Origin of the sequence: Burkholderia sp. JP2-270, assembly GCF_003233675.1 — a bacterium.
In the GTDB taxonomy this organism is placed as follows: Bacteria; Pseudomonadota; Gammaproteobacteria; order Burkholderiales; family Burkholderiaceae; genus Burkholderia; species Burkholderia pyrrocinia_C.
In genome coordinates, this window is record NZ_CP029824.1 from 2,598,783 (window position 1) to 2,610,663 (window position 11,881).

Sequence of the window (11,881 nt, forward strand, 5' to 3'; positions counted from 1 at the left end):
GGGTTAGAACCGTAATCGTCGGATATAAATGACCCCGAAGCGGCGACGCCATGAGGCGGCGCCATCCCGTGTTTCCGAATTCGCCGAGGCATTCCATGCGCGCCATCGCGCTTCCCGCTGACCTCCACATCGCCGTTGCGCGGTGCGTGCGTTTCGTTGCGATGACAACGGGCGCGGGACTGCTTTCGGGATGCCTGTCGCTTGCGCCGCCAGACGAGCGTCCCGCCGCGCCGATCCCAGTCGCATTTCCGGATCCATCCGCCAACGCCAACGCCCCGGCCGCGGCGCAGGTGCCGGCGTGGCAGCAATACTTCGTCGATGCGCGTCTTCGCGCGTTGATCGCGCAGGCGCTGACCGACAATCGCGACCTGCGCGCGGCCGTCGCGCGCGTCGAACAGGCACGCGCCGTCTACGGCATCCGCCGCGCGGACCAGTGGCCGTCGATCGATGCGGGCGCGGCCTACGCACGGTTTCGTGCACCGGGCGGCTTCCTGTCTCCGACGCCCATGATCGGCCAGGTCTACGAGGTTCGGCTGGCCGAGACGCAATGGGAGATCGATTTCTGGGGCCGTGTGCGCAACCTGAAAGACGCGGCGCTCCAGCGCTACCTGGCGAGCGATGCGGCGCGGCGAGCCGCGACGCTGAGCGTGATTACCGCGGTCGCGGACGCGTACCTGACCCTGTGCGAACTCGACGAACGCATCGCGCTGACCCGCGCGACGATCGACACGCGGCGCGAATCGCTGCGGATTTTCCGGCTTCGTCATGCGGCCGGTGCGATCTCGCGACTCGACCTGACGCAATCGGAGATCCTGCTGCAGCAGGCGGAATCCCTTGGGGTCCAGTTGCAGCAGGCACGCGCATCGGCTGCCGACGCGCTGGCGCTGCTCGTCGGCGGGCCACCGGATCTGCCCGACGCGCCGCTCGCGCTAGACGACGGCGCCGTGACGCCGTCGCTCGCACCCGGCCTGCCCTCCTCGCTGCTCGCCAACCGTCCGGACGTGATTGCGGCCGAGCACGAGCTGCAGGCGACGCGCGCGAACATCGGCGCGGCGCGCGCCGCATTCTTTCCCCGCATCGCATTGACGAGCTCGATCGGCTCGGGCAGCAGCGCGCTGCACGATCTGCTGTCGTCCGGCTCCGGCGTATGGTCGATCGTCCCCACCGTGACGCTGCCGCTCATCGACGGCGGCCGAAATCGCTCGAATCTCGCCCTTGCGCATGCGCAGCGCGACGAGGCGCTCGCGAAGTACGAAAAGACGCTGCAAGGCGCCTTCCGCGACGTGTCCGACGCGCTCGCGTCCCGCTACTGGCTGGCCGACCAGGTACGTATCGAGCGCGCCACGCTGGCCTCCCAAACCGAACGGGCGCGCCTGGCGAAGCTGCGCTACGACAGCGGCGCCACACGGTTCCTCGAAGTGCTCGACGCGCAACGGGACCTGATGAACGCGGAGCAGCAATGGGTGATGGCGCGCCGTGCGCTGCTGTCGAGCCGCGTCGCGCTGTACGGCGCGCTCGGCGGCGCGACGCACGAGGACGACGAGGTCGCCGCGTCGCCGATCAACACTTCGACCGATCCGGATTCCAGACGATGAAAACCATCAAGCGCCCTCTTCTGATCGGTGCAGGCGCCGCCGTGCTCGCGATCGGCCTGATCTACTACGGATGGACACGCTGGCGTGACGGACACGCGGATGCCGGCCTGGTGAGCGGCAACGGCCGTATCGAGGCGACCGAGATCGACGTCGCGACCAAGCTGCCGGGGCGCGTCGCCGCGATGCTCGTCGACGAAGGCGACTTCGTGAAGGCCGGGCAGCCGCTCGCGCACATGGACGTCGTCGTTTTGCAGGCGCAGCTCGACGAAGCGCGCGCCAGGGAGCAGCAGGCGGTGAACACCGCGGCGAGCATCGACGCGCAGGTCGCGCAGCGGCGCAGCGACAAGGCAGCGGCGACGGCTGTCGTCGTGCAGCGGGAAAGCGAACTCGATGCGGCGACGCGGCGGCTCGCGCGTTCCGAGACGCTGTCGCGCGACGGCGCGTCGTCGCTGCAGGAGCTCGACGACGATCGCGCGCGAGCGGGCAGCCTGCGGGCAACCGTGAGTGCAGCGCGTGCGCAGGCGGAAGCCGCCCAGGCCGCGATCGACGCCACGAAGGCCCAGCTGGTCGCGGCGCGCTCCGCCGTGACGGCCGCGCAGGCGACCGTCGCGCGCGTGCAGGCCGACATCTCGGACAGCGACCTGACGTCGCCGCGCGACGGGCGCGTCCAGTATCGCGTGGCCGAATCGGGCGAGGTGCTGCCGGCAGGCGGCAAGGTGCTCAATGTCGTCGACCTGTCGGACGTCTACATGACGTTCTTCCTGCCCGAAACGGTCGTCGGTCGAGTGCCGCTCGGCGCCGACGTGCGGATCGTGCTCGACGCCGCGCCGGAATATGTGATTCCGGCACGTGTGTCGTACGTGTCGAGCACCGCGCAGTTCACGCCGAAGACGGTCGAGACAGCCACCGAGCGGCAGAAGCTGATGTTCCGCGTGAAGGCGCGCATCGACCGCGATCTGCTGCAGCGCCATCTGAAGCTCGTCAAGACCGGGCTGCCGGGTGTCGCGTGGCTGAAGGTCGATCCGGACATGGCGTGGCCCGAGCGCCTCGCGATCAGGGTGCCGCAATGAAATCGATGTCGCCGGCCGGCGCCGACGCCGGATCGACCGAAGGCCCGCCTGCTGCAGGCGCACCCGGCACGGTCGTACGGCTGTCGGGCGTGTCGTTGCGATACGGCGGCAAGTACGCGCTCGACGACGTGACGCTCGAGATTCCGTCCGGCCGCATGGTCGGGCTGATCGGGCCGGACGGTGTCGGCAAGTCGAGCCTGCTCGCGCTCGCTTCCGGCGCGCGCGAGGTCCAGCAGGGTCAGGTCTGGACCCTCGATGGGGATCTGTCGTCACGGCGCCACCGCGAACGCGTCTGCCGGCGGATCGCGTACATGCCGCAAGGCCTGGGCCGGAACCTGTATGCGACGCTGTCGGTCGAGGAAAACCTGCAGTTCTTCGCGAGACTGTTCGGCCACGATGCGGCGGAGCGTCGCCGCCGGATCGACGCACTCACGCGCAGCACCGGCCTCCACCCGTTCCTCGACCGTCCCGCCGGCAAGCTGTCCGGCGGCATGAAGCAGAAGCTCGGCCTGTGCTGCGCATTGATCCACGATCCCGACCTGCTGATCCTCGACGAGCCGACGACCGGCGTGGATCCGCTCTCGCGCGCGCAGTTCTGGGATCTGATCGGACGCATTCGCGCCGCTCGCCCGGCGATGAGCGTACTGGTCGCCACCGCGTACATGGACGAAGCCCGGCGTTTCGACTGGCTGATCGCGATGGACGCCGGCCGCGTGCTGGCGACCGGCAGCCCCGGCGAACTGCTCGCCCATACCGGTTGCGACACGCTGGAAGCCGCGTTCGTCGCGTTGCTCCCGGACGCGCGCCGGCGCGGGCATCAGCCGATCCGGATCGCGCCCTTTCAGCCCGATGCTTCGGCCGGTTATGCGATCGAGGCCGAGGCGCTGACGATGCGGTTCGGCGATTTCGTCGCGGTCGATCACGTGAGCCTGCAGATCCGCCGCGGCGAAATCTTCGGTTTTCTCGGCTCCAACGGCTGCGGCAAATCGACGACCATGAAGATGCTCACCGGGCTGCTGCCCGCATCCGAAGGCACCGCGACGCTGTTCGGCCGACCGGTCGCCGCGGACGACATCGACACCCGCCGGCGAGTCGGCTACATGTCGCAAGGGTTTTCGCTGTACGGCGAACTGACCGTCCGGCAGAACCTCGTGCTGCATGCGCGCCTGTTCGGCGTACCGGAGCCGGAGGTGTCCGGGCGGGTCGCCGAAATGGTCGAGCGCTTCGGGCTCGCCGACGCGCTCGACGCGCTGCCCGAGCGGCTGCCGCTCGGCATGCGGCAGCGGCTGTCCCTGGCGGTGGCGATGGTGCACAAGCCGGAACTGCTGATCCTCGACGAGCCGACGTCGGGCGTGGATCCCGTCGCACGGGACGATTTCTGGCGACTGATGATCGAGCTCGCGCGGCACGATCGCGTGACGATCTTCATTTCGACGCACTTCATGAACGAGGCCGAGCGCTGCGATCGCATCTCGCTGATGCACGCGGGCCGGGTGCTCGCGAGCGCCGCGCCCGAGGAACTGGTTCGCATGCGCGGCGCCGGCACGCTCGAGGAGGCGTTCATCGGATACCTGACCGATGCGCAGCAAGCGGACGGCGCGTTGACGGAGGCTCCGTCCGACGCCGGCTGGCTTGCCGCGCCGCCCGAGGCGGCCGGCACAAGCCACCGGGCCACGTGGTTCAGCCCGGCGCGCGCCGGCAGTTATCTGTGGCGCGAGGTGCTGGAGCTGCGCCGCGACCCGCTGCGTGCGACGCTGGCGCTGTTCGGTTCGCTCGTGCTGATGTGCGTGATCAGTATCGGCATCAGTCTCGACGTCGACAACCTGACGTTCGCGGTGCTCGACCGCGACCAGTCGATCCTGAGCCAGGACTACGCGCAGAACCTCGCCGGCTCGCGCTACTTCGTGCCGCGCGCACCGCTCGCGGATGATCGCGACATCGATCGCCGCATGCGCGGCGGCCACCTGTCGCTCGCGATCGAGATTCCGCCCGGGTTCGCACGCGATGTCGCGCGCGGCCGGCGCGTCGAGATCGGCGCATGGGTCGACGGTGCGATGCCGATGCGCGCGGAGACGATCCGCGGCTATGTCGCCGGCATGCACGAGAACTGGCTGCGCGATCAGGCGAAGCGCCGGCTCGGCGCGTCGCTCGTCCCCGCGGTCGACGTCGCCGTCCGCTATCGCTACAACCCGGACGTCAAGAGCCTGCCGGCGATGATTCCGGCGATCATGCCGATGCTGCTGCTGATGCTGCCCGCGATGCTCACGGCGCTCGCCGTCGTGCGGGAACGGGAGCTCGGGTCGATCGTCAACCTGTACGTGACGCCGGTCACGCGGGCCGAATTCCTGCTCGGCAAGCAGGCGCCCTACGTGATGCTGGCGATGCTGAATTTCCTGCTGATGGTCGTGTTGGCCGACGTCGTGTTCGGCGTGCGGATCAAGGGAAGTTTCGCGACGCTGGCGGCCGCGGTGCTGATATTCAACGTCGTGGCCACGGGCATCGGGCTGTTCGCGTCGACCTTCACCCGCAGCCAGATCGCCGCGATCTTCATGACGATCATCGGCACGCTGATCCCCGTCGTGCAGTTCTCGGGCCTGCTCACGCCGCTGTCGTCGCTCGAAGGCAGCGGCAAGTGGATCGGTACGATCTACCCGGCCACCTACATGCTCGCGATCAGCCGCGGCGTTTACAACAAGGCGCTCGGGCTGGCCGACCTGTCGTCCCAGTTCTGGCCGCTGCTCGCGGCGGCGCCGGTCATCCTGATCATGACCGGTCTGCTGCTGCGCAAACAGGAGCGCTGACCATGTCGCGCCTGCTCGCCATTTTCCGGCTCGGGGTCAAGGAACTCTGGAGCCTCGCCCGCGACCCGATCCTGCTCGCGCTCATCGTCTACACGTTCAGCGCGTCGATCTACGTCGCCGCCACCGCTCGCCCGGAAACGCTGCACAAGGTGCCGATCGCGATCGTCGACGAGGACGCGTCGCCGCTGTCGGCGCGCATCGTCGCGGCGTTCTTCCCGCCGCAGTTCGCGGCGCCGCCGATAATCGACGCCGTCGCGGCCGATCGCGGTCTCGACAACGGCGACTACACGTTCTCGCTCGACATTCCACCGGACTTCCAGCGCGACGTGCTGGCCGGCCGCCATGCGACGATTCAGCTCAACGTCGATGCGACGCGCATGACGCAGGCATTCACCGGCAGCGGTTACGTCCAGCAGATCGTGTCCGGCGAGATCGACGCGTTCGTGCGGCGCTATCGCGGCACGCCGCTGCCGCCCGTCGATCTCGCGATGCGGATGCGCTTCAACCCGAATCTCGACGAGGTATGGTTCGGCGCGTTGATGGAACTGATCAACAACGTGACGATGCTGTCGATGATCCTGACCGGGGCGGCGCTGATCCGCGAGCGCGAGCACGGCACGATCGAACATCTGCTGGTCATGCCGGTGACCGCGGCGGAAATCATGCTCGCGAAGGTCTGGTCGATGGGGCTCGTCGTCACGGTTGCGGCCGTCGCATCGCTGACGTTCGTGGTGGGCGGCGCATTGCACGTGCCGATTCCGGGCTCCGTGCCGCTGTTCGTCGCCGGGATGGCGTTGCACCTGTTCGCGACGACGTCGATGGGGATCTTTCTTGCGACGCTCGTGCGCAGCATGCCGCAGTTCGGGATGCTGCTCGTGCTCGTGTTGCTGCCGCTGCAGTTGCTGTCAGGCGGGCTGACGCCGCGAGAAAGCATGCCGCTGGCCGTGCAGGACATCATGCTGGCCGCGCCGACCACCCATTTCGTCGAGCTGGCGCAGCGCATCCTGTATCGCGGCGCCGGCTTCGATGCGGTATGGGTACAGTTCGCGGTGCTGTTCGCGATCGGATGCGCGCTGTTCCTGCTGTCGCTGATGCGGTTCCGCAAGACGATCGGCCAAATGACGTGACCGACCCGGCGCGCGGCGCTGCGCCGCGCGCGCTGTCGCACTATCGTGGAGGCGTTCCCTGTGCAGACGACGGATCATCGAGCGAGCGGAAGCGTTGCTGTATCTCGAGGATCTTCGTCGCGCAGCCGTCGTATTGCCAGCCCGGGCCGCCATTGCTGTCGTACATGCCTTTGCACATCGCCTTGAGCCGGATCGTCGAGCGCCCGTCTGCCGATGCTGTACGGGACGCCCAGAGATAGACGTTTCCGGCCAGACGCGGCTGCGCGGTTTCGATCAGGTCCGGGCCGAATCGCGTGATCCGGGTCGACGAATGTCTTTCGATGAAGTCCCGCGTGCGGTTCCACGCTCGATCGCATTCGGATTGCGTCGCACACCGCAGCAATGCCGTCTGGCGCGTCTCGAGCAGTTGCGTTTCCTTATTCCTGAACGCGGCGGTACGCTCCTCTCCCGCGCAAGCGCTCAACGCGAGCAGCACGCCAACCGCCAACCATCGTCGTTTCATCGCCAACGCCTCGCACCGCCGTGAGTTCCATACGCAAACGCGCGGCATCGGCTGGATCATCCGGCTGCCGAACGTGCCGCAACTGGTCGGCTCCGCGCACCACGTGCGCAAGCCTTGGTGTCGACTGTATGGGGATGCCGACGGGCGCGGTTGACACACATCAAGCACGTCGGGGACTCGGGCCGCATCTCGTCGCCTGGCCGGGAAATGTCGCGGCGGCCCGTCATGCGTGCCGCGACGAGGTGTACCTCGTCCGCGCTTGCCCGATCAGCGGCCAGCCGTCGCGCCTGTCAGTCATCGTGTCCTGCCGTGTCGGAAATTTCCGACATCATGGCCGCACGTCGGACAACAAGTTCAGACCGCGCTGATTGCTGCATCCTGCCCCGCTGCCAATACTGAAGGCGTGACAAGGCATCACGCATTCAGCGGCCGGGCGGCGCATTGCGCCATGCCGGGGCCGGCCCAGGGCCGGCCAGCACCGCGGGATTCAGGAGGAGCCAATGAACCACCCGACTTCAGCGCAATCCGGCGGCTTGGCGGCCGGCAACGAATGGCCCGTCGGCGCGCACCTCATGACCCGGCGCCCAGGCTATGCGCATCACGGCATCTACATCGGCGACGGCCAGGTGATTCACTACGCGGGGCTGTCACGCCGGCTCAGCGGCGGCCCGGTCGAAATCATCTCCGTCGACCGCTTCGCGGCCGGTTTCGAACTGGCGATCATCCGGCACGCGGCCGCCTCATACAGCGGATCGGAAGTCGCCCGCCGCGCGGCGTCGCGCCTCGGCGAACGCCGTTACCGGCTGCTCACGAACAACTGCGAACACTTCTGCCGGTGGTGCCTGTTCGGCGCGGCGCGCAGCGAACAGGTGGAAGCCTGTCTGCGCAACCCGGCCCACGGGATAGCGGTCGCCGTGATACTGGTCGCCACCGTCATGGCCGGCAAGCTGCACATGGCGATGCCCGATGCAAGCTCCAGGCATCGGAATCCGTCGCGACAATGTGCCGCTTAGCGTGGCCCGCCGCCGTGATCGATATCACGGAGGTCTCCGGCGGCGGAGCGGCTCGTGCTGCAATGGAACCGGATGACCAGCGTGAGAAATCGCTCCGGCCGGGCGACGTTCAGCCGGTCGACGACTTCCCGGACACCGTTGACCGCCCCTGCCGCCCCGCACGCAGCGTGACGCTTCGCCGGCGACGCGACCTTGCCCGTCAGCGAGACGCGTGACGATACCGTCGGTCGCGTCGATCGAGACAGCCCGTTCGCGATCCGCGCAGACAGCGTGCGACGGCGCGGCGCTCGATGCGCAGGCGCACGAGATGGCGGGGGCCTAGGGGCAAGCTGGCTGACCCGGCGCGGCGGCGGTTCAGCCCGCTGGCGCCGTGACGTCGGGCCGGCGCCACGGCGGCAGTTCGGCCCAGCCGAGCGGCGCGTACACGGTGCCGCCGGCCGCCTCGATCCGCTCGACGAACGCGCCGAGCGCGATCCAGCCCGGCACGACGAGCGTGGTGCCGTCGACGAAATCCTCGCTGCGCAGCCACGGCGCGGCCCCGCGGTTGATCTGCTCGACGCTGCAGGCATGCGCATGCAGCCCCGTCTCGGGCGCCAGCAGGCGCGGTGCGTCGAACGCGACCCGCAGCAGCTGGGTGCGCGAATCGCTGTAAGGGGGTTTCGCAAAGTCCTGATACGGTACGTCCGCCCAGCCTTCGCCGCATTGCTCGTCAAGCGGCAGACAGGTGAACCACGCCCACGGGCGGCGGACGAAGCACAGCCGGTAGCCGGCGCGCGCGCCGTCCAGATTCGCGATCAGCGTCATGATGGGTTTCGTCCTGAAAATCTCGTCGCGCCGACACGCACCCTGCCTCGCGCGAGACGGGCGCCCGGATTGCCGGGCCGCAGCGCGGCCATTGCGGAGGAAACCACTATCGTACCGACGTCAGGCGCGGGCGTTGATCGGCGTCAAGCCCGCGATAGGGCGCGCCCCGCATGCCGGACGGCGGCTCGCCGCCATTCCTCCGTCGAATCGCCACCGCCGCGCACGCGGATACGGCAATCCCTGACTTCAGTCAACGCGATTGCGCGCACACGCGATGTAATCGGAACACTGAACTCCCCAACTCCCGGCGAGGCAAGCCATGAAGCTGACTTTTCTCGGTGCGACCGAAACCGTGACCGGATCGAAGTATCTGGTCGAGCATCGCGACCGGCGCGTCCTGGTCGATTGCGGCCTGTTCCAGGGCACGAAGAACCTGCGGCTGCGCAACTGGAACCCGCTGCCGATCGCGCCCGACACCCTGGATGCGGTGGTCCTCACGCATGCGCATCTCGACCACACCGGCTACCTGCCGGTGCTCGTGCGCGACGGGTTTCGCGGCCCGGTGTACTGTACGCAGGCCACGGCCGAACTCTGCGACATCATGCTGCGCGACAGCGCGCGGCTGCAGGAGGAAGAAGCCGATTTCGCGAACCGGCACGGCTATTCGAAGCACCACCCGGCCCAGCCGCTCTACACGACCGACGATGCGCAACGCGCGCTGCACCTGATGAAACCCGCCGCATTCGACGAATGCGTCGCACTGGGCGGCAGCCTGTCGTTCCGGCTGCTGCCCGCCGGTCACATCCTCGGCGCGGCCAGCGTCGTCATGCACTGGGATCACAAGGTACTGGCGTTCTCCGGCGATCTCGGCCGCTATCACGACCCGATCATGCAGCCGCCGACGCCGCCGGCGCATGCGGATTACCTGGTCGTCGAATCGACGTACGGCGATCGGCTGCATCCGGCATCGGACCCCGAGACCGAGCTGGCAACGCTGTTCGAAAACACCTTCTCGCGCGGCGGCGTGGTCGTGATCCCCTGCTTCACCGTCGGCCGTGCGCAGGAGATCCTGCACTACATCGCGCGCCTGAAAGCGGCCGGCCGCATGGCGCGCGTGCCGGTGTTTCTCGACAGCCCGATGGCGACGGACGTGACGGAGATCTATCGCCACCACATCCTCGAGCACCGGCTGACCCTGTCGGAAGCGAACGCGCTCGGCCACGCGGCGACGATGATCCGCACGGTCGACCAGTCGAAGGCGATCGCCGACCACCAGGGGCCGATGGTCATCATTGCCGGAAGCGGCATGGCGACCGGCGGACGCGTGCTGCATCACCTGACCCGCTATGCGCCCGATCCGCGCAACACGATCGCGCTGGTGGGCTACCAGGCCGCGGGCACGCGCGGCGCGGCGCTGGCGGCTCATGAGCCGACACTGAAGATTCACGGGGAGTATGTGCGCGTGCGTGCCCGGGTCGAGTCGATCGCGACACTGTCCGCGCATGCCGACTACGAGGAAATCCTGCGGTGGCTCGGCACGATGCAGCGCGCGCCGTTCCGGACCTTCGTCACGCACGGCGAGCCGGCGGCGGCCGATGCGTTGCGGCGGCGCATCGCCGAGACCCTGCACTGGCCGTGCGAGGTGCCGACCTACGGGCAGACCGTCGATCTCGACGAAGCCGAGCGCGACGACACGCGCGAACCGGCAACGCTGTCATCCTGACGGCGACGCGCGGCGCACGAACGCCGCGCGTGCCCCGTCATCCGGCTCGGCGGGCGCCCGCTCCCGCCGCGTTGCGCGCTGCCATCACGCCACTTCGATGATGACCTTCAGCGCATGCGTTTCCGCGGCGCGGCCGAACGTGTCGTACGCGCGCTCGACGTCGTCGAGCGAAAAGCGGTGCGTGATCAAACGCTTCGGATCGAGCCGCCCCGCGCGCACGGTCTTCAGCAGCATCGGCGTGCTGACCGTATCGACGAGCCGGGTCGTGATCGCGATGTTGCGATCCCACAGCTTCTCGAGATGCAGGTCGGCCTTCACGCCATGCACGCCGACGTTCGCGACGACGCCGCCCGGCGCGACGAGCGACGTGCACATCTCGAACGTCGCCGGAATCCCGACCGCCTCGATCGCGCAATCGACGCCGACGCCGTCGGTCAGCTTCATCACGTCCGCGACAGGGTCGCCATTGGCGCCGTCGAAGCAATCGGTCGCGCCGAAGCGCCGCGCGACCTCGAGCCGGTTGCGGTCCGGATCGATCATGATGATCTGCGCGGGCGAGTAAAACTGCGCGGTCAGCAACGCCGCCAGCCCGATCGGCCCCGCGCCGACGATCGCGACCGAACAGCCCGGCTGCACCTTGCCGTTCAGCACGCCGCATTCGAACCCGGTCGGCAGGATGTCCGACAGCATCACGAGCGCATCCTCGTCCGCGCCGGGCGGAAGCCGGTACAGGCTGGTCTGCGCGTGCGGAATGCGCACGTACTCGGCCTGCGTGCCGTCGATGCGGTTGCCGAGGATCCAGCCGCCCGTCGTGCAATGCGAGTACAGGCCGCGCCGGCAGTATTCGCACCGGCCGCACGACGTGATGCACGAGATCAGCACGTGATCGCCCGGCTGCAGCGTGTCGACCGCCGCGCCGACCTGCTCGACGATCCCGACGCCCTCGTGGCCGAGGACGCGGCCGGGCTCGCACGACGGTACGTCGCCCTTCAGGATGTGCAGGTCGGTGCCGCAGATCGTCGTGCGCGTCACGCGGACGATCGCGTCGGTCGGCGCCTGCAGCTCCGGCATCGGCCGCCGTTCGAGCGCCTTGCGCCGCGGCCCCTGGTATACGAGTGCTTTCATTGCGTTATCTCCGTCGAAAGGGAGGTTCGTTCGTTGATCGGGCCCGGCGTGCGCGTTGCAGGCCGGCATCGCGTGCGCCAGCAGCGCTGCCGATGCGCAGGCCCGATCCCGCCGCGACGAC

9 protein-coding genes and 1 pseudogene are annotated in these 11,881 nt (G+C 68.5%); 6 read left to right on the top strand and 4 right to left on the bottom strand.

The genetic code is table 11. The features are described 5' to 3' along the window. Positions 1-95: 95 nt before the first annotated feature. The 4 genes from DM992_RS12305 to DM992_RS12320 are packed head-to-tail and all read left to right on the top strand — an operon-like array spanning position 96 to position 6,593. Complete coding sequence (locus tag DM992_RS12305) at positions 96-1,595, top strand: efflux transporter outer membrane subunit (RefSeq protein WP_111017006.1); 1,500 nt, start codon at positions 96-98, stop codon at positions 1,593-1,595. Beyond that, positions 1,592-2,665 carry an efflux RND transporter periplasmic adaptor subunit gene (locus DM992_RS12310; protein ID WP_111017007.1) on the top strand — a complete coding sequence of 358 codons (1,074 nt, stop codon included), beginning with the start codon at positions 1,592-1,594 and terminating at the stop codon, positions 2,663-2,665. Before DM992_RS12305 ends, DM992_RS12310 begins: the two co-directional genes overlap by 4 nt. Beyond that, positions 2,662-5,466 carry a ribosome-associated ATPase/putative transporter RbbA gene (gene rbbA, locus DM992_RS12315; protein WP_111017008.1) on the top strand — a complete coding sequence of 935 codons (2,805 nt, stop codon included), beginning with the start codon at positions 2,662-2,664 and terminating at the stop codon, positions 5,464-5,466. The genes DM992_RS12310 and rbbA overlap by 4 nt, the downstream gene beginning before the upstream one ends. 2 nt (positions 5,467-5,468) lie before the next feature. Further along, positions 5,469-6,593, top strand: coding sequence for an ABC transporter permease (locus DM992_RS12320; RefSeq protein WP_111017009.1), 1,125 nt, complete (start codon positions 5,469-5,471; stop codon positions 6,591-6,593). Between the two features lie 40 nt (positions 6,594-6,633). On the opposite strand, the gene DM992_RS12325 is transcribed toward DM992_RS12320, so the two are convergent. Continuing rightward, positions 6,634-7,155 (bottom strand): hypothetical protein, encoded by a 522-nt coding sequence (locus tag DM992_RS12325; RefSeq protein WP_239511278.1) that lies wholly within the window; start codon positions 7,153-7,155, stop codon positions 6,634-6,636. A gap of 440 nt (positions 7,156-7,595) precedes the next feature. On the opposite strand from DM992_RS12325, the gene DM992_RS12330 reads away from it, so the two are divergent. Next, positions 7,596-8,108 carry a lecithin retinol acyltransferase family protein gene (locus DM992_RS12330; RefSeq protein ID WP_111017010.1) on the top strand — a complete coding sequence of 171 codons (513 nt, stop codon included), beginning with the start codon at positions 7,596-7,598 and terminating at the stop codon, positions 8,106-8,108. 101 nt (positions 8,109-8,209) lie between these two features. Here the strand turns inward: DM992_RS12330 and DM992_RS42690 are convergent. Both DM992_RS42690 and DM992_RS12340 read right to left on the bottom strand, forming a co-directional pair. Next, a pseudogene (locus tag DM992_RS42690) lies at positions 8,210-8,317 on the bottom strand (BON domain-containing protein); the annotation flags it as partial. 145 nt (positions 8,318-8,462) lie between these two features. Continuing rightward, on the bottom strand, positions 8,463-8,912 hold the full coding sequence (locus DM992_RS12340; RefSeq protein WP_111017011.1) for a hypothetical protein: 450 nt from the start codon (positions 8,910-8,912) through the stop codon (positions 8,463-8,465). 319 nt (positions 8,913-9,231) lie between these two features. On the opposite strand from DM992_RS12340, the gene DM992_RS12345 reads away from it, so the two are divergent. After that, positions 9,232-10,635: an MBL fold metallo-hydrolase gene (locus DM992_RS12345; protein ID WP_111017012.1), complete on the top strand. Its 1,404-nt coding sequence runs from the start codon at positions 9,232-9,234 to the stop codon at positions 10,633-10,635. An 84-nt stretch (positions 10,636-10,719) separates the two neighbouring features. Here the strand turns inward: DM992_RS12345 and DM992_RS12350 are convergent, their stop codons facing one another. After that, positions 10,720-11,760, bottom strand: a complete 1,041-nt coding sequence (locus DM992_RS12350; RefSeq protein ID WP_111017013.1) for a zinc-dependent alcohol dehydrogenase family protein — start codon at positions 11,758-11,760, stop codon at positions 10,720-10,722. Positions 11,761-11,881: the final 121 nt, after the last annotated feature.

What these genes read in the sequence shown, in the direction of transcription:
- DM992_RS12305 (WP_111017006.1), top strand. Translation starts at nt 96, where the DNA reads ATGCGCGCCATCGCGCTTCCCGCTGACCTCCACATCGCCGTTGCGCGG.
- DM992_RS12345 (WP_111017012.1), top strand. Translation starts at nt 9,232, where the DNA reads ATGAAGCTGACTTTTCTCGGTGCGACCGAAACCGTGACCGGATCGAAG.
- DM992_RS12320 (WP_111017009.1), top strand. Translation starts at nt 5,469, where the DNA reads ATGTCGCGCCTGCTCGCCATTTTCCGGCTCGGGGTCAAGGAACTCTGG.
- DM992_RS12350 (WP_111017013.1), bottom strand. Translation starts at nt 11,760, where the DNA reads ATGAAAGCACTCGTATACCAGGGGCCGCGGCGCAAGGCGCTCGAACGG.
- DM992_RS12325 (WP_239511278.1), bottom strand. Translation starts at nt 7,155, where the DNA reads ATGATCCAGCCGATGCCGCGCGTTTGCGTATGGAACTCACGGCGGTGC.
- rbbA (WP_111017008.1), top strand. Translation starts at nt 2,662, where the DNA reads ATGAAATCGATGTCGCCGGCCGGCGCCGACGCCGGATCGACCGAAGGC.
- DM992_RS12340 (WP_111017011.1), bottom strand. Translation starts at nt 8,912, where the DNA reads ATGACGCTGATCGCGAATCTGGACGGCGCGCGCGCCGGCTACCGGCTG.
- DM992_RS12310 (WP_111017007.1), top strand. Translation starts at nt 1,592, where the DNA reads ATGAAAACCATCAAGCGCCCTCTTCTGATCGGTGCAGGCGCCGCCGTG.
- DM992_RS12330 (WP_111017010.1), top strand. Translation starts at nt 7,596, where the DNA reads ATGAACCACCCGACTTCAGCGCAATCCGGCGGCTTGGCGGCCGGCAAC.